Origin of the sequence: Corynebacterium meridianum (assembly GCF_016342265.1) — a bacterium.
In the GTDB taxonomy this organism is placed as follows: Bacteria; Actinomycetota; Actinomycetes; order Mycobacteriales; family Mycobacteriaceae; genus Corynebacterium; species Corynebacterium meridianum.
Genome location: NZ_JAEIOS010000013.1, coordinates 159,426 through 181,320, shown reverse-complemented (window position 1 = coordinate 181,320; position 21,895 = coordinate 159,426). Strand labels below are relative to the sequence as shown.

Sequence of the window (21,895 nt, the reverse complement as noted above, 5' to 3'; positions counted from 1 at the left end):
GTAGAGTTGGACCCATGAAGGATCTCTACCGCTATGTCAACGGCCCCTGGCTCGATTCCCACGTCATCCCGAATGACCGTGGTGTCGACGGCAACTTCCACAAACTCCGTGATCGTGCGGAGGAGGACGTCCGCGTCATCGTCGAGGCCGACAACGGCCGCGCCGGAACCCTCTACGACTGCTTCATGGACACCGACGCCATCGAGGAAGCGGGTGTAGCGGTCCTGGACGCGGACCTGGACCAGCTCGACGTCGACACCCCGGAGGAGTTCGTCGCCGCCCTGGGACGTCTCGACCGGGACGGGGTCGGCGCCCCCGCAGGCTTCTGGGTGGAGAAGGACTCCGCCGGCGAGGAGGCACTGGCATACCTGGTCCAGTCGGGTCTCGGGCTGCCGGATGAGGCGTACTACCGCGATCCCGCCCACGCGGAGACACTCGCCACCTACCGCGCGCACGTCGCCACCATGCTCGGTTTCCTCCCCGAAGGGCGCCTCGGCAGACTCTCCGCCGCCGACGCCGCCGAGCGCGTGGTCGAGCTGGAGAAGCGCATCGCCGCCGGACACTGGGATGTCGTCGCTGCCCGGGACGCGGTGAAGACGTTCAACCCGACGGAATTCGCCGATCTCCCGGCGCTCGTCCGCACCCTCTGCACGGCGTCGGGCCTTCCGGAACACCGGCTCATCGTGATGATGCCGTCCTACCTCGGGCACCTGGACGAGCTGCTGCGCGCGGCGGATCTCGCGGACTGGAAGCTCTGGGCCACATGGCACATCCTCAACGCCCGGGCGGGTCTGCTCACGGACGAGATCAGCAGGACCAACTTCAACTTCTACGGGACCGTCCTCCAGGGCGCCACCGAGCAGCGCGACCGCTGGAAGCGCGGAATCGGTCTGGCCGAGCGTTTCGTCGGTGAGGAGATCGGCAGACTCTTCGTCGCCGAGCACTTCCCGCCCGAACACAAGAAGCAGATGCTCACCCTCGTCGACCATCTGATCGGGGCCTACCGTGAGCGGATCACGAACCTCGTCTGGATGACCGAGCAAACCAGGGAGAAAGCTCTGGTAAAGCTAGACAGATTCAACGCCAAGATCGGCTACCCCGACAACTGGCGCAGCTACGAGGGGCTGACCTTCGAGCCGGGGGGTGCCAATCTCGTGGCGAACGTCCGCCGCGGCAGCGCCTTCCTCCACGACTACGAGCTGAACAAGATCGGGAAGCCCGCCGACCGGACGGAGTGGGTGACCACCCCTCAGACGGTCAACGCCTTCTACAACCCCGTCGTTAACGACATCACCTTCCCCGCGGCGATTCTCCGACCGCCCTTCTTCGATCCCGACGCCGACGCAGCGACAAACTTCGGCGCGATCGGAGCGGTGATCGGGCACGAGATCGGGCACGGTTTCGACGACCAGGGCAGCCAGTACGACGGAGAGGGCAACCTGAATTCCTGGTGGACCGACGAGGACCGGGCCGCTTTCGAGGAACTGACCGCACGACTGGTCGACCAGTTCAACGGGCGGGTCCCCGGTGCGCTGGAGGGCACCGAATCCACCGGTGTGAACGGGGAGTTCACGCTCGGTGAGAACATCGGTGATCTCGGAGGCCTCGGCATCGCCGTCGTCGCCTACGGTCGCTACCTGGCGGATCAGGGCCTCGACTTCGACTCCGCCCCCACCGAAACCGTCGACCACGAGGGCGGCGACCCGGACATGGAGGGCCGCGAGTTCACCGGCCTGCAGCGCCTGTTCATCTCTTGGGCGCGCGTCTGGCGGACGGCCATCAGGCCGGAGTTGGCCACCCAGTACCTCGCCGTCGACCCCCATTCGCCCGCCGAGTTCCGCTGCAACATCATCGCGGCCAACGTGGACGAGTTCTACCGCGCCTTCGACGTGCACCCCGAGGGCATGATGTACCTGGAACCAACCCGGCGCGTCACCATCTGGTGACACCGGCCACGAGAGGATGAGACCCGGATGACACACTATCCGCCCCCCTACGGACAGCCCGCGGCACCGACGGAGACACGCCAGTGGAACTGGTCGAACATCATTCTGGTGATCTTCATCCTCCTCCTCTACGCGTCCATCACCGCACAGGCGGTGACGAGCCGCTCCCTCCTGTCCAGCGCCGCCCGGGATGTCCCCGCGTCCCCGTTGTACGGCTACTCCGCCGTCCGTGACGCGCCGGAGGGATGCCCGGGTGACACGCCGTGTCCACCCATCCCGGAACGCATGACCGACGTCGTCGGCCCGGATGCGGACCCCGTTCCCGTGATCGAGGCGAGCGCCACCCTGGGTACCGGAGAAGGATCACAACGGACCCTGGCGTATCTGCTCGGGGTCCGGATCCCGGAAGGTCCGGGGCCGGGCGAGTTCCTCCTCGACGATCTGACCGCCCGGAAGCTGGGACTGTCCGCGGGGAACGAGGTCGATCTCCGCGTCACCGCGGATACCGGCACTGAGGTCGGGGCCCGGCTCCGGTTGGCCGGAACCTTCCGCCCGGCGGTGGATGAGCGGGCCGAGGAAGCCGGCGATCCGGACGCCGCACGTCAGGTGATTCTCTCCGCCACCGACATCCCGGCACTGGACGGAACACCGCCCACCGGCTGGTGGACGGCCCGTACGGTCCCCGGTGGGTTCGGGGCACTGTCAGTGGTGGGACTCGAGGGCACACGCCAGCTGCAGGACAGCTGCGACTTCGCCCCCGAGTACGCACGGGGCCCCGACTTCGCCTCATGGTGCGAAGCCGGGGCCCCAGCCCCCTCGGGTGGACTGGAGGGCCTGGATGCCCCCTACAACAGGTGGGTCATCCAGAGCACACTGGCGTTTATCGCCGCCATTCTCTGGGGACTGACCGTCCGCCGCAAAATTGCCCTGGTACTGGTTCTCATGCCCTTCTCCGCGATGGGAGGGATTGTCCTCGGGTGGCTCGCCGCCTACCCCATCTCCAGGGCCCTCGCCCCGGTGATCTGGCCGGAAGGCGGATTCGTCTTCGATCACGTGGGGCCACTCGGATTCTTCGCTCTGCTCGGCGCCGCCGGCGGAGCCGGGTGCGCCGCACTCGTCGGGCTGCTGATCGCGGCCGTAGCTGAATCGGTGCGCGCGAAGAACCAGCGGTAGGGACAAATCGCCACTGGCGCTCTCTGACGGGGCCACCATATTGATTACCCAGTAAGTTACTGGGTAACATACTGGGTGACCACCCCGCCCGATTGCCTAAGGATCCGACGATGTCAATAAAGTTCGCGCTACTCGGACTCCTCGATGACGAACCCTGCGGCGCAGGGAAACTCCGGCAGCGCTTCGAAGACCGTACACAGGGGATCTGGCCGATGAACATCGGGCAGGTCTACCAGACGATCCAACGACTCGACCGCGACGGACTCATCGAGAAAACCGGAACCGACACCACCTCCACCCGCCCTGCCGACATCTACACCACCACCGAGGCCGGACGCGCGGCCCTGGAGCAGTGGTGGAACGAGCCGACCCTCCGACCCCGCAACGACCGCGACGACCTGGTCATCAAGATCGCCGTCGCGACCGTCATCCGGGGGGTGAACAGTCGCGAGCTCATCCAGCGCCAACGCGAGGCTACGATGCGGGAGCTCCGCGAGATCACCCTCACCAAGGCCTCGATCCCCCCGGCCCGCACCGCGCAACGTCTCCTGCTCGAACGCCGCATCTTCGACCTCGAGGCCGAGGCACGCTGGCTCGACCACATTGAAACCCTCGCAGACCCGGAAGGCCCCCGATCATGACCACCTCCCCCATCCTCACGCTGGAGAACGTCACCCGACTGCACTCCGACGGCCCCAACACCATCGCCGCCCTCGAGAACGTCAGCCTCTCCGTGGCTCCCGGCGAACTGGTCGCCGTCATGGGACCGTCGGGCTCCGGGAAGTCGACCCTCCTCAACGTCGCCGGGACCCTGGACGCCCCGGACCACGGCCGCGTCATCATCAACGGGCGGGACACCGCAGGCCTCTCCCCCACGGAGCGCGCCGCGATCCGCCGCCGTGACGTCGGCTTCGTCTTCCAGTACTACAACCTGGTCCCCACGCTCACCGTCACGGAGAACGTCGCCCTCCCCCTGGAGCTCGACAACGTACCCCGCCGCGAGGCACGCGGCGCGGCACTCGCGGCGCTGGAGGACATCGGCCAGACCGAACTCGCCGACCGCTTCCCCGCCGAGGTCTCCGGCGGCCAGGCGCAACGCGTCGCCATCGCCCGCGCCCTCGTCGGCGAGCGTTCCCTGCTGCTCGCCGACGAACCCACCGGCGCACTCGACACCACCACGGCGGAATCGGTGATGGCGCTCCTGCGCTCACGTATCGACGCCGGCGCGGCCGGCCTGCTGGTCACCCACGAACCCCGCTTCGCCGCCTACGCCGACCGCACCATCTGGCTCCGCGACGGGCAGCTCGTCCAGCCCCGCACCGGGAGTGATGCCCGATGAACGCCTGGCTCACCTCCGCCCGGATCGCCCGGCGCGACCTGACCCGCCACCGGTGGCGTTCCCTCGCCGCCGTCCTCCTGTTCGCCCTGCCCGTCATGGCGGTCCTCGTGTTCGCGGGAGCCGTACTCAGCGACAGAATCAACCAGGGCACCGACCCCACTGACGCATACACCGATGTGTGGCTCAGTCACTCCCCGTGCCCGGACACCGTCGACAACTGTGAGGCGCCCGATGCCGCCACCGTTGCGAGACCGGACCGTCAACGGATGGCCGAGAACCTCGGAACAGACTCCGACGACCCGATAGCCACCCTGGACACCGAAGCCCGGATATCCACGCCCGGGGGCACGAGTTTCGACCGTACCGCGACCGCGCTCCCCGACACCGTCACCGGGGCACCGGAACCCGGATCCTTCATGACCCGGGAAAACACCGCGAGAGGTCTCGGCCTGAAACCCGGCGACACGGCAACGGTCACGGTTCTGGGCCGCGACGGTGACGAACACGCCCTCGAACTCACCTACACAGGTCCGAGCCCCAGCGGAACATTCCTGTCCCTCGCCGATGTCCCGGGATCACGGATCATCGACGATCCCGATTTCACCGGCACCCCCGAGACGTCACCGTGGCGGGTCAGCTACCTGATCCCCCCGGAGCTCACCGAGACGATCACTGACGGTCTCGACACCGAACGGGCCGACAGAAACGGCGTCTACATCAGCGACCGGACGACACAGAGCGGACAACCGGCGCCCATCGCCCGGGACGTCCTCCGGGGACTGACCAGTGACAGCGCCCTTCTGAACTGGACCCTCCTCACCTTCGCACTCCTGGTCGTCATCGCCGTCGTCACACCCATCTTCGCGGTCGCGGCCCGACGCCAGACCAGGCTCACCGGTCTGCTGTCGGCCACCGGAGCCGCCCCGACACACCTGCGCCGGGTGCTGCTCATCCAGGGACTCATGATCGGGGCCGTCGGCGCGGTCCTCGGCAGCGTGCTCTCCATCCCCGTCGAACGGGTGCTCGTCGGAGCCGTCGATCCCGGGGTCGAGGTCCACTGGCCCTGGGACCTGGCGCTCCTGGTCATCGTCACCTCACTGATCGTGGGCGTCGGATCCTCCCTTCTCCCCGCGCTACAGACGGGACGGCAGGATCCGGTCGTCGCACTCCGTGGCGGACGCAGCATCAGGATCCGCCGGTTCTCCCGACCCATGATCATCGGACCCGTGATCATGCTCATCGCCACCTGGTGGAGCGTCGCGACCGATTCACCGTTCACCCACGCCCTCACCCACCCCCTGCTCGGACTGGGTCTGGTCCTGTCCGCCCCCCTCCTGCTGTGGGGCACCGCCGCCGTCGCCGCCCGCTTCCCCCTCCCCGGCAGACTCGCCTCCCGCGACGCACTACGCTCCATGACGAGGACTGCACCCGCAGTCGGGGCGATCGCCGGCATCACCTTCGTCTCCACCACATTCCTCAGCATCCTGTGGCTCCCGACGACCGTGTACGAGGGGGAGAACAGACTGCCGGACGACGCGGCACTGTTCACCACGACAGGCGCGATCCATCTCACCCCGGACACCGCACACGAACGCATCGACGGGATCCTCGAGCGGCCCCACACCGGACAGAGTGACATCTTCATCCCCGAACCGGGACGGTGGAACAGCACCGACTGGAAGGGGCTCGCCGCCACCGGCAGCACGACAGCCGATGAAGAATTCTACCTCGACGCCCCCCTGTTCCAGGGCTGGAACGCCCACGGACTCCCCGACGTCCACGAGAAGATCCTCATCAACGACGGCTCAGCGGTCACCGCACTGGAGGGCCTCACGGACCGGCAACGCGCCGCGATCCACACGGCACTGGACAAGGGCGAGATCGTCGTCACCGATCCCGACCTCGCCGTCGACGGAGACGCCGGATTCGGCCGCGAGAGACGACGAAGCCCCGCATCCCCGGAACACGCGGCACAGACCGTGGACACGGACGGATTCGCCATCGCCCCGGCCCACCGTGGCGACACGGCTACAGAGGAACCGCAGGACAACGAGGTACTCACCCACCCGGTGACGGTCATCCCCCTCGACGGCCCCGGTGTCTGGCTCCTCACCCCGGAGACCGCCGCCGAGATCGGCATGGGGACCACCTACGCGGGCACCCTGGTGCGCACGCTCGAACCGGTCAGCACCCTCGACTCCTTCCGGATGGACACGAAGGTGAACAGGGACCAGCCGCTCCGGGTGGACACGGCCAACAAGCCCCCCTACGAACTGTTGACCTGGATGCTCCCGCTACTGATCGCCTGCCTGATCAGCTACGGCATCGTGGTCCTGCTCATGCTGCTCACCGCCGCAGAATCCCGCAGGGACACCGATGTCCTCACGGCGGTCGGCGGATCACCCCGGCTCCTGGCCCGGTACGTCGGCGCACAGGGCCTGATCATCGGCCTCGGCGGAGCGGTCTCGGGAACCCTGGCCGCCTTCGTCCCCCTCCTGGCCGAGATACTCAGCGGAGACAGGGACGGTTTCCTGAAGGAGGTCTTCCACCAGGTCGACACCGTCCAGCGGTCGGTTTCCCTCCTGGCCACCCTCACCGGCATCCCGGTCCTCGCCTGGGTCACCGGTCTGGCGATCGGCGCCTGGATCGCCGGGCACCGAAGCCCACTGAGCGACCGACGGGAATGATCCACCCCGATGTCCCGGGCGCACCGATCTCACGATGCGCCCGGGACATCAACCCCCTCCAGAGCCAACAACCCGCGCTTGAAGTCCACGCCGCCGGCGAACCCACCGATCCGACCACCCGACGCCAGCACCCGGTGACAGGGCACCAGCACAGGCAGCGGATTCGAGGCGCACGCCGACCCCGCCGCACGGAAAGCCGCCGGGCTACCGGCGAGCTCGGCCAGCCGGGCGTAACTCACCGTCTCCCCGAACGGGATCCCCCGCAACGCCGCCTGCGCCCGCTGCGTGAACGTCACCGGCTCCGGAACATCCAGTGACACCCCGAACACCTGACGCCCACCGGCCAGATACTCCCCGAGCTCCCCGACCGCCTGCGCGGCGTGACACGCGGCCGCACCGGAACCGGACGGGTCGTCGACAAGCGCACCCCGGAACAGCACCCGGAACACACCGGCGTCCCCGGCCACCACCGTCAGCGGGCCGAACGGAGTGTCGAGCGTGCGGAACGCACATGTGTTCATGGGACCGACACTACCCGCCGGTAGCATGGTCACCATGAGCGAGACACCCGACGAACCCCAGGTCATCCACGACGACGCCACCGGACGTGACTTCGTCGTCGGCGGCACCGAAGGCAGCCTCGACGAGGAGGGGCAGCTCGGACAACTCGCCTGGTACCTCAACCAGCACCACCCCGCACCCGACCTCACCCCACCCTGGGCCGGCGGCACCGGCGACCGGGTCACCTGCGACGACTGGGCCGCGCGCCTGCCCGACCGGCTCACCCACGCGGCCATGCTCATGCTCGGCACCGCCGCCGGCCACCGCATGCCCGGCGTCGCCTACCTCGGTGGGATCACCGCCGACGATCTCCCCGGGCTCGGTGTGGTGTTCACCCCCTCCGAACCGACGGGTGACTGGGCGGTCAGCCTCCACGGCGGCGGGTGGTGGCGCGGCGCCGGAAGCTGTCTCGACAACGCCTGGCGGCCCGGCGTCGCCGCCGTGGCGGAGCTGTCCGGTACGACCATCATCGACGTCGACTATCCCCTCGCACCCGAGCACCCGGTCACCGCGATGCGCGCGGTGACGCGCGCCGCCATCGCCCACGCCCGTCAGCAGGGTGCACGCCATGTCGCCGCCTGGGGCGAATCCTCCGGTGCTGCGCTGGCCGCGCTCGTGGCGGGCGACATCGACAAGCTGCTGCTCACCCGCCCCAGCCTGCACCTCGGGGGACTGCCCGACGTCGTGCGCGGCGACGCCGAGATACCCGATCCCGCAACCTGGCCGCGCACCCTGATCCAGGTCGGTGAGCAGGACACCACCGTGCCGCGCTTCCGGTGGGCGGAACACGTCGCCGAGGTACTGACCTATACGGCACAACACAGCATCGTCACGCCCACCGTCGCGCGGAAGATGGCGAAGGACGCCGCGGCCTTCCTGCGGGGATAGAAAGGGGCCACGCGGGAGCGGTCGACAAGCGTCCAGGTCCCGGCAGGCACATCCACGGTACGGGCGGCCGTCCGCCTCGGCACGCCGGGACACCAGGCACCGAAGGCGGGTCGCCGGTTCCCGGACACTTTTGTCTTCGGACCCGACATCTTCTCCACGGCTGACCTGAGGGGCGTCACCAACACGTGCCAACGCACCTGGTTGCAAACAGCGTCCTGCGGAAACACGTCTCGCCGGTACGTGTCAGCACGCGGTAACGAGAACACCGGACACCCCGCCCCACGACACCGGCCGAGCCCCGTCCGAAGCGTCGTCAACACGTGCCAACCCACCCGGTAGCAAATGCCGTCCTGCGGAAACACGTCTCGCCGGTACGTGCTAGCACGCGGTGACGAGAACACCGGACAGCGAAAGACCCGGGCGGCCCGAAGTGGCCACCCGGGTCAACGGGAGTGTCGGTCAGCCGCCGAACTGGCTGAGGTCGATGCCCTCCAGCGGGTCCGCCTCATTGCCCTCCTCCGCGGGCTCGTCGGCCTCGCACAGGGTGAGCGTCGCGCCCGTGGAATCGGCGATGATCAGCATGGTGCCGAACTCGGCCTCGAAGGGTCCGCGGATGATCTCTCCGCCGAGCTCGGTCACCTTCTCCGCCGTCGCGGCGATGTCCCTGACGCCGAGGTACGTCTGCCAGAAGCCGGGGATCTGCGGCGGGAACCTGCCCTCCGCGTCCCAGATGCCGGCGAACGGGGAACCGTCGACGCCGATGAGGGTGTAGCGGGCGCCGTCCTCGTCGAGCCGACGGACGGTCCAGCCGAACAGTTCGGTGTAGAAGTCGACGGCGCGATCGTAGTCACCAGTTGCGGTGAGTTCATGCCAGACGGCGGTACCGGGTTCACCTCCGGACACGAAGCGTTCCTCGCCGGAGGGCTCGATCGCACCGAACATGGCACCCGCGGAGTCGACGAGAATCGCGACCTGGCCGAGGTGGACGTCGAACGGTTCGGTGAGGACGGTGCCGCCGAGTTCCCGGGTGCGGGCGACGGTGGCGTCGATGTCGCCGGTGAGGAAGTACGTGATCCACGTGTCAGGCTGCGTGGCGTCCTCCGGCTGCTCGATGAAGCCGGCGACGGGCAGCCCCTGGGCCCGGGCGAGCCGGTAACCGGGGGCGGCCTCCTCGACGTCCCAGCCGAGGATCTCGGAGTAGAAGTGCGCGGTTTTCCGCATCTCGGAGGTCGTGAGGTCGATCCAGAACGGCATACCGTCCTGTGCCATGAACGCAGGCATTACATGTTCCTCCACTTTTCGGGGTCGAAGTCATCGTTCGCGGTGGCCTCGTCGAAGAAATCGTCGTCATCGTCGCTGCCGGAGGCGGCGACACGCGCCGACGCCCCACCGACGGTGACGACGTCGCCGACGCGCAGGGTGCGCCCACGGCGGGTGTCGGCCTCGCCGTTGACCGTGACCTCACCGGCGGCGATCGCCTCCTTGGCGGCACCGCCGGTGTCCACGAGGTTGGCGAGCTTGATGAACTGCCCGAGTTTGATTGTGTCGTCCCGGATCGCGACGTCGACTGCTTCCATGCGGTCCAGTGTACGGGCGGTCCAGTGGTGCCCCGACACCGCCGGGGCGGGAGACCGTGCGGCTCCGGTCAGCGGAAGCGGACGGCGGTGCCGGTGGCGGCGACGAGCAGCATGTTGCCCTGCCCGAGGACGGCGTACTCGATGCTGACGCCGACGACGCCGTCCGCGCCGAGTGCCGTGGCGCGCTGCACCATCTCACCGAGGGCCTGTTCCCGGGCGGTGGCCGCCTCCTGCTCGTACCCCTGGCTACGGCCGCCGACGATGTTCCGGAATCCGGCGGCGAAGTCCTTCAGGGCGTTGATGCCGACGATGGTCTCGCCCGCGACGACGCGGATGTACTCGCTGATCTCTCGGCCGTCGACGGTCGGGGTGGTGGAAACGATCATGGTGTGTGCTCCTCGTTGGTTGTGCGCTTCACGGCCGAGTGTAAGGGCACCGGTGGAGCAGCGCAGACGCCGACAGGCTCAGACGAGCCGGACGGCGGTCCCGGTGAGCATGATCGCGAAGTTCCCGATGGCACCGGTGTAGGGGTGGGAGACCCCCGGAGACCGATGATCGCATCGGCGCGCAGCCCGGCGGCCTCCTCCCGGGGCATGTCGAGCGCCTGGCCCCGGGCTTTCAGGGCGGCAGCGGCCTTCTTGTCCTCACTGCTGCGCAGCGTGTAGGCGTAGCCGGTACCGGTGACCACACCGAGATACTCGTGGATTTCTCGTCCTGCGACCGAATCTGTGGTGGTGATGATCATGGTGCGGGCCCCCCGGACGGACAACTGTGTTTTTGCGAGTCTATCCCTGCCCGACGACCCCGCGGAGGCCCTCGAGGATCATCCAGGCGGCGATCAGTGCGAAGATGAGGCCGCTGACCAGCTCAATCAGGGGACCGTTGCGGACGATACGCACGGCGAGCGTCCGCACGGCCAGAGCGAAGCCGACGAACCAGGCGACACCGGTCACGGTGAGCAGTGCCAGTATCGTCGCACCCGCGACGAACCCGCCGTCCGGGTCGACGAACTGCGCGAAGATGGCGGCGAAGAAGAGGACGGCCTTGGGGTTCGACAGATTCGTGGCCAGCCCGGTCCGGAAGGACGCGACGGGGCGGGCGTCGGCTCCGGTGTCCGTCGGCGCCGATCCCACGGGGGACCGGGAGCGTTCGCGTCTACCGTGGATCCCGGCCCTGATCGACCTGAACGCGATCCACGCGAGGTAGCTGCCGCCGATGATCTGCAGGATGTGCAAGAGACCCGGGTGGGTGGTCATCAGCGCGGACAGACCAATGAGGCTGGCGACGATCCACAGGGTGTTGCCGGCGCAGATACCGAGTGCGCACCACACGCCGTCGGCCCTGCTCCGGGCGCCCAGCCGGATGATCTGGAGGGTGTCCGGGCCCGGGCTGGCGATCGCCGCGATCCAGACGACGAGCAGGGTGGTGAGGGCGGCGAAAGTCATGCGCCTGAGAGTACCGTCCGGTGGACGCCACCTTCAGTGCCCGTGGCTACACCTGATCGGTGGGCATGATGAGCATGGTGTCGACGTTGACGTGCGCCGGCATGGATGCGACCCAGCGGACGGCCTCCGCGATGTCCGCCGCGGTGAGGTTGATCTTCCCGTCGTAGACGGTGGCGGCGCGCTCGGCGTCGCCCTTGAAGCGGTTGAGGGAGAAGTCCGTCTCGACGCGGCCGGGGTCGATCTCGCTGACGCGCAGCGGGGTGTCGGCGGTCTCTATGCGCAGCACCCGCGTGAGTGCGGCGACGCCGTGCTTCGCGGCGTTGTATCCGCTGCCGCCGGCGTAGGGGACCCGGGCGGCGACGGAACCGATGTTGATGACCTGGCCGTGCGACCGGGTGAGCCGCTCGAGGAGGGCCTTGGTGACGCGCAGGGTACCGAGCACGTTGACCTCGTACATCCAGGTCCAGTCCTGGATCTCGGTCTCGGAGACGGGGTCGAGTCCCAGTGCTCCACCGGCGTTGTTGACCAGCAGGTCACAGCGATCGATGTCGGCGGTGAATTCCCGGACACTCGCGTCATCGGTGACATCCAGGTGGCGGGCGATGCACCCGGTGCGCTCGGCGAGGGCCTCGAGCTTCTCCATTCGCCGGGCACCGGCGATGACGGTCCACCCGTCCCCGACCAGCGCCTCGACGCACGCTTGCCCGATGCCTGCGGACGCCCCGGTGACGACCGCGACCCGACCTGAGTTCTTCATTGCGTTCATGGTTTCATTCTGCCAGCATCCCTGCACCGGTGAGACCGGGGCCGTCCACTCCACCGGAACGGGGGTGGCCCGGTTCCACCATTTCGGTGGGTTCGGCTACGGGTCGATCAGGCCGGATGCGCCCCGGATCCGGTTGTCCACCATTCCGACGGCCTCCATGAGGGCGAAGCAGGTGGTGGGTCCGACGAAGGAGAATCCCACCTTCTTCAACGCCTTTGCGAGAGTGATCGACTCCGGGCTGGTGGTGGGCTGTTCGGCGGCCGAGTCAGGCGGGGTCCACGCCGCCGGGGTGAAGGACAGCACCAGCCGGGGCAGCCCACCGCTCTCCCGGAGGGCGAGCGTGGCGCGGGCGTTGGCGAATACGGCGCGGATCTTCGCACGGTTCCGGATGATCCCGGAGCCGGCAAGCAGCCTGTCGGCGTCCGCGTCGCCCCAGTCTGCGAGCACCTCGGGGTCGAATCCCGCGAAGGCCTCCCGGAATGCGGGACGCTTACGCAGGATGGTCTCCCACGACAGCCCCGCCTGGAACCCCTCGAGGCAGATGCGTTCGAACAGTCCCCGTTCATCGGTGACGGGCCGGCCCCACTCGTGGTCGTAGTAGTCGCGCAGGAGTTCCGAGGAGCAGGCCCAGTGCGGCCGGAGTCTGCCGTCCGCCCCGCGGACCAGACCCCGGGCGGCGGGATCGTCGGTGTCATTCATGGCTTCACCCTAGGTCAGGGTTTCGCTCGTACCGGTCACCCGGTGGCCACCCTGCGGAAAGACGGGCGGATTCCCCGGCACCCCACAGCGGTATCAGGCGGTGACCTGGCGGACGGTGATATTGATGCGCCCCTCGGTGAGTCCGCAGCCGTCCGGGGTGGTGTCCGCAATGAGGCGGGGCACCCCGTGGAACGCCAGACGCGCGGGCCCGCCGAAGACGAGGACGTCGCCGGACTCGAGGGGGACGTCCCGCCAGGGGCGCGTCTGTCCCGCGACGGTGGCGATGCGGAAGATCGCGGAATCCCCGATGGAGAAACTCACGACGGGTGCGTCACTCAGCTCGGTGTCGTCCCGGTGCATCCCCATCCTCGAACCGGGTGGGTAGTAGTTGATGAGCGCGGTGTCGGCACGGTAGTTCTCCACCCAGGGGCCCAGCTCCGGAGCGTGCCGGGCCGCGTCGGCGAGCGCACCGCGGGCGAGGTCGGAGAGGAAGCCCGGGACCGGTGGCACAGGTGTTCCGTCCGGGGTGCGGGAGCTGTAGCGGTACGGGTCGGTGTGGAACCAGAGCCCGAGGGTGGTCATCCAGACACTCATCTGTCCGCTGCGCAGGACGGGCCGACGCATCGCGGCCGGCCCGCGGGCGTGGGCGCGGGCGCCTATGACCAGCCGGGACTGCGTCTCGGGGGCGAGCCAGGCCGGCAGGTGGACGACCCCGGGGATGATGCGGGCGGGCTCGCGGGGCAACGCACCGGGTTCGAACAGTTGTGCCATGACCTCACCGTAGCAGCGCCCGGTGGATACACTTCCCCCGTGTCCCCCTTCGATCTGACCCGCATCGGCGCCGGGCTCGCGGCGGCGACGGCCGTCGGCACGCTCGGCGACGCCCTGGCCGGGACCGGCGCCTGCGTCGTACAGGCCCCGCCCGGTACGGGCAAGACCACGCTCGTACCGCCGGCCCTGGCCAACATCACCGGCGGAAAGGTGGTGGTGACCGCACCCAGGCGGGTGGCCGTGCGCGCCGCGGCGAGGCGACTCGCCCAGCTGGACGGCTCGGAGGTTGGTGACCGGGTCGGGTTCACGGTGCGCGGTGAGCATCACGCCGGCTCCCGGGTCCAGTTCGTCACCCCGGGCGTTCTGCTGCGCCGCCTGCTGGCGGATCCGGAGCTGCGCGGTGTGGACGCGGTGGCCCTCGATGAGGTGCACGAGCGGCAGCTGGACACCGATCTGCTGGTGGGAATGCTCACCGAGCTGCACCAGCTGCGCGATGATCTGGTGCTGACCGCGATGTCGGCGACCATCGACGCCGACACGTTCGCCGGGCTGATCGGGGGCCCGGTGGTGTCCACGGAGGCGGTGACACACCCGCTCGACGTCCGGTACGTTCCCGGCGGCACACGCCTCGGTGCGCGGGGTGTGGAGTGGACTTTCCTCGACCATGTGGCCCGGGTGTCGGTGGACGCCGTCGCGGAGCTCGGGCATTCGGCGCTGGTGTTCGTGCCCGGCGCGCGGGAGGTCGACCGGGTCGTCGCCACGGTCAGTGATCTCGCACCCCGCGTGCCCGTGCTGCCGCTGCACGGACAGTTGAGTTCGGCGGCGCAGGATGCTGCGTTGACGCCCTCGGATCGGCCACGGATCGTCGTGGCGACGTCGATCGCGGAGTCCTCGCTCACGGTGCCCGGGGTGCGCATCGTCGTCGATTCGGGGCTCGCCCGGGCACCGCGGCGGGATGCGTCACGCGGCATGACGGGCCTGGTGACCACGACATGCGCCGCATCATCGGCGGACCAGCGGGCCGGGCGCGCCGGCCGTGAGGGCCCGGGAACGGTGCTGCGCTGCTACGAGCCCCGCGTGTACTCCTCGATGCAGCCGCACATCACCCCGGAGATCGCGACGTCGGACCTCACGCAGGCCGCGCTCCAGCTGGCCAGCTGGGGTACGCCCCGTGGTGGGGGACTACCGCTCGTCGACGCTCCGCCCACCGCCGCGATCACGGGAGCAGAGGACGTGCTGCGGCGCCTGGGTGCGGTTGACGACGACGGCTCGGCGACCCCGTTCGGGCGGAGGCTGGCGGGCATTCCCGCGGGTCCCCGGCTGGCCCGGGCCCTGCTGCTCACCGTTCCGCTGCTCGGTGAGCGGGCGGCACGTACGGTCGCGCTGCTGGCGGATCAGCCCCGGGGTGACATCACGGCGCAGGCCCGCGCGGAACGGGGCCGGCTCGGCCGGGAGACCACGCGCCTGATGCGGCTGGCCCGCGGCGCGGAACCCGGGACGGGCTATCCGACCACACATCCCGAGGGCCTGGTCACCGCCCTGGCGCACCCGGAGCAGGTGGCCCGGAGAACGGGTGGCGACTGGCTGCTCGCCAGCGGTACCCGGGCGACCCTCCCCGGCGGTACGGGTCTGGATGACGCGGAGTGGCTGGCCGTCGCCGAGGTCACCCGCACCACGGCGCGGGAGGGCCGGACCGGTGCGGTGATCCGGGCGGCAGCCCGGCTGGACGAGGAGACCGCCCTGGCCGTGGTCGGCGTCTCGGAGACCGTGACCGCGACCCTCGAGGGCGGGCGGATCCGGGCCCGGAAGGTGCGGCGGGCCGGAGCCATAGAGCTGAGTTCCACACCGACCTCCGTCGACAGGAGACACGCCTCGGAGGCGATCGCGGAAGGACTGCGGACCGAGGGCCTGGGGGTGTTCACCTTCTCGGCGGCCGCGACCGACCTGCGCGACCGGCTCGCCTGGCTGCACACCCACGTCGGCGATCCGTGGCCGTCGGTGGCGGAGGAGGACCTGCTGGCGAATCTGGACGCCTGGCTGGCCCCCGACCTGGAGCACATCGCCCGGGGCACCCCTCCGGGGAAGATCGACATGCACGCCGCGCTGCGCCGGCTGCTCCCCTGGCCCGAGGCGGCGCAGCTGGATGAGCTGGTTCCCCGGCGGCTCACCGTTCCGAGCGGACACAGCCACGCCGTCGACTACTCGGGGGAGAAACCAGTCGTGGCCTGCAAGCTGCAGGAGTGTTTCGGCCTGGCGGAATCCCCCCGGATCACCGGGGTCCCGGTGCTGTTCCATCTGCTGTCCCCGGCGGGACGACCGCTGGCGGTGACCGATGATCTGGCGAGCTTCTGGTCCGGGCCCTACAGCGGGGTGCGCGCGGACATGCGCGGCCGGTACCCGAAGCACCCGTGGCCGGAGGATCCGTGGAGCGCGACCGCGACGGCGCGGACGAAGCGCCGGATGTGACGGCGGGAACGGTACAGAACACCGGAAGCCCATCCGGGGGTGAACACTGGTAATAACCGGCTCCGGCTGATAGACCTGAAGGTGCGACATCACCGCTGAGCTGGTGAGAGACCGCGATCCCGCAGGAGCACCCACCAGCCCGCACGATCGGAGGTACCTCCCATGCAGAAGCCGACCACCCAGCTCTACATACTGTGGGCCATCACCGTTGTCGCCGCGGTTCTCCTCGCCCTCCGCTACTTCATCTTCTTCCCGATCCCGCTCGTCGCGGCGATCGTGGCCTACCGGAAGATGCGGCGCGTCCCAGAACTCCGCACACGGTTCCTCATCGTGTTGTGGGTGAACATCATCGTGCTCATCGCACTCGGCGCCTATGTCGTCGTCAACTTCCCGATGGGCAACCCCGCCGCAGCCTGATCGCCCCCACTCCCCCGACCACACCGAGCGACACCACCGCCACGGCGACACCGGCGGTGGTGTCGCTCAACCAGTGAACCCCCAGAATCAGGCGACTCGCCGCCACGGCCACGGTCACGGTGACCGCGGTGGACACAGCCGCCCACCGCCCCGCACGGCGCAGCACCGGCCAGAAGACCACCACGAGGGATCCGGTGAGGACCGCCGCCCCCGTCACGTGTCCCGACGGGAACGCTGCCGTGGGCTCCACCGCCAGCCGCCACTCCACCGGCGGCCGGGTCCTCCCCACGACGGGCTTGAGCAGATGGGTCACCACCTGGGCGAGAACGACCGCGCACCAGAACCGCACGGCGGTGGCCCGCCCGAACCGGCGGAGGAACAGCACCCCGAGGACCGTCGCGAAAACCAGGACATGCCAGGGCCGGAACACCTCCGCGAGAACCTCGCTGACCGCCACCATCCACGGTGTGCGGTGGGCGACGAGCCACTCCCCGAACGCGACGTCGGGAACCATCAGCCACCGAGGATCTGGGTGTACGTCAGATAGCTCGACATCACGATCACCATGCACAGCAGCGCGGCACGGATGAACCCCGTACCGCCGCGCACCACCGTGCGGGCACCGATCTGCGCACCCGCGATGTTCGCCACCGCGAGCACCAGGCCGAGGGTCCACCAGATGTGACCGCCCACGGCGAACACGACGAGCGCCCCGACGTTCGTCGCCGTGTTGACGACCTTCGCCAGGGCGGCGGACGTGAGGAAGTTCTGGCTCAGCACACCCGTGAACACCATGATGAGGAACATTCCGGTGCCCGGACCGAAAATGCCGTCGTAGCCGGCGATCAGCGCCACTGCGCCTACCGCGATCAGACGCCGTACGCCTTTCGGCGCCTCGCGTGCGACACCCGTCCCGAAGCTCGGGCGGAGCGCCACGAACACACCCGCCGCGACCATCAGCACGATCACGATCGGCCGCATGAGGGACTTGTCGATCGCACTCGCCGCGAGCGCACCGCCCGCGGAGCACACGGCGGCCACCGGCACGAAGCGGATCACCAGGGACCGGTCCGCACCGACCTTCCGGCACAGGGAGAACGCCGCGGACGCCGTCCCCGACACCGCCGCCAACTTGTTTGACGCCAGCGCCGTCACCGGGGCCAGCCCGGGGGCCACGGCGAGAATCAGCGGGATCAGGATCAACCCGCCACCACCGATCACCGCGTCGATCCAGCCGGCGACACCCGCGCCCGCGATCAGGATGAGCCACGCGGGCAGGGCGAGATCCATGGGTACCAGCTTTCCTGAAGGGATCCGGGCGGTGACCGCGGTCACCGGCGGGGGTCGGATGTCAATTATGCACCGATCCGTCCGTGCCCGTTCCCCGATTGGCACAATGGACGGTGGAAACCCGATGACCGGTGGAGAGGAGAGCCCGTGCACGCCCCGCGCATCGACCGCCGGTGGCTTGCCGTCGTACCGTCGACCCTGATCCTCGGGTGGGCGTTCACCCGCATCGGGCTGCCCGCGGGCTGGGTGATCGCCGCGATCCTCGTCGCCGCCACCGCAGCCGTCGTCACCGGTCGCAGCATCAATCTCTCCGGTCCCGCGTCCCGGGCGGCCCGCGCGGTGATCGCCATCCTCGCCGCAGCACCGCTCACTGCCACGCCCGCGACCCAACTGGTGAATTTCCTCATTCCCGGGCTCGTCGTGTCCGCGGCGACCATCGGGATCGGTGTCGCAGGCGGTCTGCTCCTGCACCACGCGCACCGGGAGATCAGCCGCTCGACGGGTGTGCTCTCGATGCTCGCCGGCGGTGCCTCCGTCATGCCGTTCCTCGCCCGGGACATGGGCGCCGACTACCGCTACGTCACCCTCACCCAGTACCTCCGACTGCTGGCCGTGATGCTCTCCCTGCCGCTCGCGGCGATGGTCATCGGCTTCAACACCCACCCCACGGCCGACACGACCACGGACTTCTCCTGGATCGGCCTGCTCGTCCTCCTCATCATCATGGCCGTGGGGCAGCCCGTGGGAACCCGGCTGCACATACCCGCGCCGTCGATACTCGGGCCGATGCTGCTCACCGTCCTCGCCCACGCGCTTCTCGACGACAGGCTCACCCTCGCCCTCCCCGGAGCCGTCACCGCGGTCGCGTTCATGGCGATCGGCTGGATGGCCGGCGGGGCACTGTCCGTCCCGGCGCTGAAATCCTTCGCCCGGACCCTGCCCGCCACACTGCTGTTCATCGCCGCCCTCATGGCCTGCTGCGCCGCCACCGCTCTGCTGCTGACCTGGTGGCTCGGCGTCCCCTACCTCGATGCGTACCTCGCGACCAGCCCCGGCGGACTCGAGACCGTCCTCATCATCGCCGACGAGGCCGACTCCGGGCCCGTCGTCGCCGCGGTCCAGATCATCCGACTGATCGGCGTACTGATCCTCGCGGGCTGGATGCCGCAGGTACTGCACCGGATCGCACGCGTCCGCCACCGGGGTTGAACAGACGGGACGATAGGGCAGCACCGTATGACTGCCGCCTAGCGGGGCTGTTTACCCACGGGACTCTCTCGAGGCCCACTTCCGCGCCGCAGATCAGCACCCGCACCTCGTCGATCAGGCCAAGCGTGGCGTCCGCAGTGCTCCCTAGCATCCGAACGACGGGTCAGCTACCCCTCTCCCCGCGCAGGAATAAGACTCGCAACGAGCCAAAAAGGGTGACAGACCGTAAGCGATACACGGACCGTCCGGAACAATTGGTTTTCGAGAAACAGCCCACCTGTAGGCGAACTACTACCGGTTCCAGAGGTGGACAATAAGCTGACTCACAGGTATGGGTTTCTCTACAGCTAGATGCAGGAATACCGACATAATTGGTTCGGTGATTGGCTCGCGTTTTGATGATGAACAGAAGCAGCGTTTGGGTATATTATAACCGAGCCGGAAGAATACGGAACTTGCCGTTGAGGCTTGATTGACCGACGAATCAGCGACCACGGCCATCCTTGAGCACACCACTACGTACGGAAATCAAGTTCTTTTACATCGTCCCCTACTCGCAAGTACTGAAAGACAGCTAAATGCTTCCCCAAAAACCAGATAGATCCTTCACAGCATGGCTGATATCGACAATTTTGACCCGCTTGACGGTGACATCAATCCCGATGGTGAGCATCGTTGGAATATCAGCCTCCGGTGGTTCATTTATCCTCGGAGGAATTACTTCTGGAGCATATGCAATTGGAGAGTCCGTAGGTGCCATCTGGCTTACCCCCTTGCTTTCTCACCAGAAGGTGAAGAAACGCCTGCGTCAGGGTTGTGCCATTTGCGCGCTTCTACTCTTCGGTTCCGGCGTCCTTGCCGTTCACGGGACACCTTACAATTATTCTGTACCACTTTTGGTTTTCATAACTGGGCTAATCTCAGCTCCAATACCGGGAATTCTTCGCTCATCAATAAGCCAATCTTCTAGCAGTCCAGACCGAGCAATGAGCCTCGACAACGTTATCAATCAGAGTAGCTGGGTCGTGGGTCCAGTTCTCGGCGTCGCCATGGTCCACACTTTTGGAAGCACGGCCGCTTTTCTTTTACTTGGCTTATTCCTGGGTACTTCAATGATCACGACCCCTAAAGCCATTACAGCCAATTATCATCAGTCGAGTGGATCCAAGTCCAAACCAGACTTACGCATCGTCCTGAATCCGATAATTGCCTCTGCGGTAATAATGGCCGTTACAGCCTCTTTCGATACATTGGTGCCCATACTGCTGACCGAGTGGACTGGCACTGATGTACGCACTGGATGGGTACTCGCCGCCTTGGCCAGTTCTAGCGTTCTGATTTCAGCGCTTCTCGGAATCAGAGCAGGTTGGAGCGGAAAGGAAAGCAAATCAGTTTTCTTCACCCTCCTCGTCATTGTCCTCATTGGAGCGACCGGTTTTGCCTATTCTTTCCCATCTCTCATAACTATAGCTGTGATACTCGGCGCTTTTCAGGCACCCGCCATGATATTCAGACAGCAAATCATCGCAGACAGAGTTCCCAAAAGCCAGCAAGCTACCGCATTTTCTTATCTCTACGCTGCAGGAGGTATTGGCTATTCACTCACCGCGGCCCTGACCCCGACAATATCGAAGGTCGGAAACCCCCAATATGCGTCACTTTCAGTTGCCTTCATTTGCTTGATTGCACTGGTAGCCAGTCATTTTTATTCGAGAAAAGCCCATTCCACTAAACGCCAATGATGGACCTTTTCCAGGGTTTTCCTTTCGCAACGGCGCTTGTGAGCGACAGACAGTGCCATGCCAGATGCAGTCTCTCATCCCGTAGACGTGACCGGAACGTTTCCTGCGGACGCGCACATCACGAATGAGATCGGGAGCAGCGTCTTCCGTGCGGTCAATTTCCTTGTCGCTTTTCGCGAACGCCCGCCGCGCTCCGGGCAGCCTCGGTACGCAACAACCACTTTCGCAGGTGTCTTCCGGCCCTTCGGTGGGGGACGGTGTGCCAGCCAGCGTGCACACTCCGTCGATCATGCCCGCAGCCTGTCGACGCGGTGGTGCTGACGGTGCCGCCTGTAGAAATGCGGGCTGTGCCCGCGATACAGAGGAATGACCACTGGTGCACAAAGTACCCATCGGTAGATGCACGTTGTGGAACACCGCGAAAACCCATGTCCACGCGGCCAGATATCCAGACACCTAGGGGTCTGGATATAGAGAATCTCCGCAAAAGCGGAAGGAAACCTTACACCGCCTACGGCGGAGGGGTTCCTGCACACAGGGCACTCTGACGATCCGCTGATTATGGTGTTCACCGCCGGGCGCGGCTCAGCCATCTACGGCACCGAAACCCGATCCCAGCCCACACAAGGAATGAGGATGTGGATCTGGGGCACTACAGCTCGGACTAGTGCTCGAATCGTTGAACCGAACGTAGCCAAGGCGCCCGGTGGTCCCGTGTGGATTGCAATCGCAAGGGTGGCGCGTGCGCCAGTGGTGGTTGCAGTGGTTTTAGAGCCAGGGCGCCACCGCGCACGCGGCTAGCCACAGTAGGACACTTGCGCATCATCCAGAGCAACAAACGTCCCCAGCTCCACAGAAACAGAGACCGAGCGGCTGAACACAAGTCCCCGATAACATTCCCCGTACACCGACGGCGATC

Annotated in this window: 22 protein-coding genes; 10 read left to right on the top strand and 12 right to left on the bottom strand. The window is 67.4% G+C overall.

Annotation, left to right across the window (positions count from 1 at the left end; genetic code table 11):
* Nucleotides 1–14 precede the first annotated feature (14 nt).
* The 5 genes from JDV75_RS08635 (at nucleotide 15) to JDV75_RS08615 (ending at nucleotide 7,145) form a co-directional block, all read left to right on the top strand.
* The gene (locus tag JDV75_RS08635) at nucleotides 15–1,946 is read left to right on the top strand and encodes a M13 family metallopeptidase (RefSeq protein ID WP_198738854.1); all 1,932 of its coding nucleotides are present in this window, start codon (nucleotides 15–17) and stop codon (nucleotides 1,944–1,946) included.
* 27 nt (nucleotides 1,947–1,973) lie between these two features.
* Nucleotides 1,974–3,119, top strand: coding sequence for a hypothetical protein (locus JDV75_RS08630; protein ID WP_198738853.1), 1,146 nt, complete (start codon nucleotides 1,974–1,976; stop codon nucleotides 3,117–3,119).
* Between the two features lie 110 nt (nucleotides 3,120–3,229).
* Nucleotides 3,230–3,760, top strand: a complete 531-nt coding sequence (locus tag JDV75_RS08625) for a PadR family transcriptional regulator (protein ID WP_198738852.1) — start codon at nucleotides 3,230–3,232, stop codon at nucleotides 3,758–3,760.
* Nucleotides 3,757–4,458 carry an ABC transporter ATP-binding protein gene (locus JDV75_RS08620; RefSeq protein WP_198738851.1) on the top strand — a complete coding sequence of 234 codons (702 nt, stop codon included), beginning with the start codon at nucleotides 3,757–3,759 and terminating at the stop codon, nucleotides 4,456–4,458. The genes JDV75_RS08625 and JDV75_RS08620 overlap by 4 nt, the downstream gene beginning before the upstream one ends.
* Nucleotides 4,455–7,145, top strand: a complete 2,691-nt coding sequence (locus tag JDV75_RS08615) for an ABC transporter permease (protein WP_198738850.1) — start codon at nucleotides 4,455–4,457, stop codon at nucleotides 7,143–7,145. The genes JDV75_RS08620 and JDV75_RS08615 overlap by 4 nt, the downstream gene beginning before the upstream one ends.
* Nucleotides 7,146–7,174: 29 nt before the next feature.
* On the opposite strand, the gene JDV75_RS08610 is transcribed toward JDV75_RS08615, so the two are convergent.
* Nucleotides 7,175–7,666 (bottom strand): methylated-DNA--[protein]-cysteine S-methyltransferase, encoded by a 492-nt coding sequence (locus tag JDV75_RS08610; RefSeq protein ID WP_198738849.1) that lies wholly within the window; start codon nucleotides 7,664–7,666, stop codon nucleotides 7,175–7,177.
* Nucleotides 7,667–7,700: 34 nt separating this feature from the next.
* Here JDV75_RS08610 and JDV75_RS08605 point away from each other — a divergent pair, with 34 nt between their 5' ends.
* Complete coding sequence (locus JDV75_RS08605; RefSeq protein ID WP_198738848.1) at nucleotides 7,701–8,594, top strand: alpha/beta hydrolase; 894 nt, start codon at nucleotides 7,701–7,703, stop codon at nucleotides 8,592–8,594.
* A 459-nt stretch (nucleotides 8,595–9,053) separates the two neighbouring features.
* Here JDV75_RS08605 and JDV75_RS08600 read toward each other — a convergent pair whose 3' ends face one another.
* The 8 genes from JDV75_RS08600 to JDV75_RS08565 form a co-directional block, all read right to left on the bottom strand.
* On the bottom strand, nucleotides 9,054–9,875 hold the full coding sequence (locus JDV75_RS08600) for a VOC family protein (RefSeq protein WP_198738847.1): 822 nt from the start codon (nucleotides 9,873–9,875) through the stop codon (nucleotides 9,054–9,056).
* Nucleotides 9,875–10,171, bottom strand: coding sequence for an RNA-binding S4 domain-containing protein (locus JDV75_RS08595; protein ID WP_198738846.1), 297 nt, complete (start codon nucleotides 10,169–10,171; stop codon nucleotides 9,875–9,877). Before JDV75_RS08595 ends, JDV75_RS08600 begins: the two co-directional genes overlap by 1 nt.
* 68 nt (nucleotides 10,172–10,239) lie before the next feature.
* A complete protein-coding gene (locus tag JDV75_RS08590; protein ID WP_198738845.1) occupies nucleotides 10,240–10,557 on the bottom strand; it encodes a YbjQ family protein in 318 nt (105 codons plus the stop codon).
* Nucleotides 10,554–10,916 carry a YbjQ family protein gene (locus tag JDV75_RS08585; RefSeq protein WP_198738844.1) on the bottom strand — a complete coding sequence of 121 codons (363 nt, stop codon included), beginning with the start codon at nucleotides 10,914–10,916 and terminating at the stop codon, nucleotides 10,554–10,556. Before JDV75_RS08585 ends, JDV75_RS08590 begins: the two co-directional genes overlap by 4 nt.
* Before the next feature lie 40 nt (nucleotides 10,917–10,956).
* Entirely contained in the window at nucleotides 10,957–11,616 is a 660-nt protein-coding gene (locus JDV75_RS08580; protein ID WP_198738843.1) for a LysE family translocator, read from the bottom strand.
* A 46-nt stretch (nucleotides 11,617–11,662) separates the two neighbouring features.
* Nucleotides 11,663–12,382: an SDR family oxidoreductase gene (locus JDV75_RS08575; RefSeq protein ID WP_232958375.1), complete on the bottom strand. Its 720-nt coding sequence runs from the start codon at nucleotides 12,380–12,382 to the stop codon at nucleotides 11,663–11,665.
* A gap of 96 nt (nucleotides 12,383–12,478) precedes the next feature.
* Nucleotides 12,479–13,081 carry a DNA-3-methyladenine glycosylase I gene (locus JDV75_RS08570; RefSeq protein WP_198738842.1) on the bottom strand — a complete coding sequence of 201 codons (603 nt, stop codon included), beginning with the start codon at nucleotides 13,079–13,081 and terminating at the stop codon, nucleotides 12,479–12,481.
* 93 nt (nucleotides 13,082–13,174) lie between these two features.
* Entirely contained in the window at nucleotides 13,175–13,852 is a 678-nt protein-coding gene (locus JDV75_RS08565) for an alpha-ketoglutarate-dependent dioxygenase AlkB family protein (RefSeq protein WP_198738841.1), read from the bottom strand.
* A gap of 39 nt (nucleotides 13,853–13,891) precedes the next feature.
* Between JDV75_RS08565 and hrpB the strand changes: the two genes are divergently transcribed.
* A complete protein-coding gene (hrpB, locus tag JDV75_RS08560; RefSeq protein WP_198738840.1) occupies nucleotides 13,892–16,318 on the top strand; it encodes an ATP-dependent helicase HrpB in 2,427 nt (808 codons plus the stop codon).
* 162 nt (nucleotides 16,319–16,480) lie between these two features.
* Nucleotides 16,481–16,735, top strand: coding sequence for a hypothetical protein (locus JDV75_RS08555; RefSeq protein WP_198738839.1), 255 nt, complete (start codon nucleotides 16,481–16,483; stop codon nucleotides 16,733–16,735).
* Here JDV75_RS08555 and JDV75_RS08550 read toward each other — a convergent pair.
* Nucleotides 16,701–17,249, bottom strand: coding sequence for a phosphatase PAP2 family protein (locus tag JDV75_RS08550; RefSeq protein ID WP_198738838.1), 549 nt, complete (start codon nucleotides 17,247–17,249; stop codon nucleotides 16,701–16,703). The genes JDV75_RS08555 and JDV75_RS08550 overlap by 35 nt on opposite strands.
* Nucleotides 17,249–18,025, bottom strand: a complete 777-nt coding sequence (locus JDV75_RS08545) for a TSUP family transporter (RefSeq protein ID WP_198738837.1) — start codon at nucleotides 18,023–18,025, stop codon at nucleotides 17,249–17,251. Before JDV75_RS08545 ends, JDV75_RS08550 begins: the two co-directional genes overlap by 1 nt.
* 147 nt (nucleotides 18,026–18,172) lie before the next feature.
* On the opposite strand from JDV75_RS08545, the gene JDV75_RS08540 reads away from it, so the two are divergent.
* Nucleotides 18,173–19,234 carry an AbrB family transcriptional regulator gene (locus tag JDV75_RS08540; RefSeq protein WP_198738836.1) on the top strand — a complete coding sequence of 354 codons (1,062 nt, stop codon included), beginning with the start codon at nucleotides 18,173–18,175 and terminating at the stop codon, nucleotides 19,232–19,234.
* 574 nt (nucleotides 19,235–19,808) lie between these two features.
* Here the strand turns inward: JDV75_RS08540 and JDV75_RS08535 are convergent.
* Complete coding sequence (locus tag JDV75_RS08535) at nucleotides 19,809–19,994, bottom strand: hypothetical protein (protein ID WP_198738835.1); 186 nt, start codon at nucleotides 19,992–19,994, stop codon at nucleotides 19,809–19,811.
* Nucleotides 19,995–20,220: 226 nt separating this feature from the next.
* On the opposite strand from JDV75_RS08535, the gene JDV75_RS08530 reads away from it, so the two are divergent.
* Nucleotides 20,221–20,976 carry an MFS transporter gene (locus JDV75_RS08530; RefSeq protein WP_198738834.1) on the top strand — a complete coding sequence of 252 codons (756 nt, stop codon included), beginning with the start codon at nucleotides 20,221–20,223 and terminating at the stop codon, nucleotides 20,974–20,976.
* Nucleotides 20,977–21,895 lie beyond the last annotated feature (919 nt).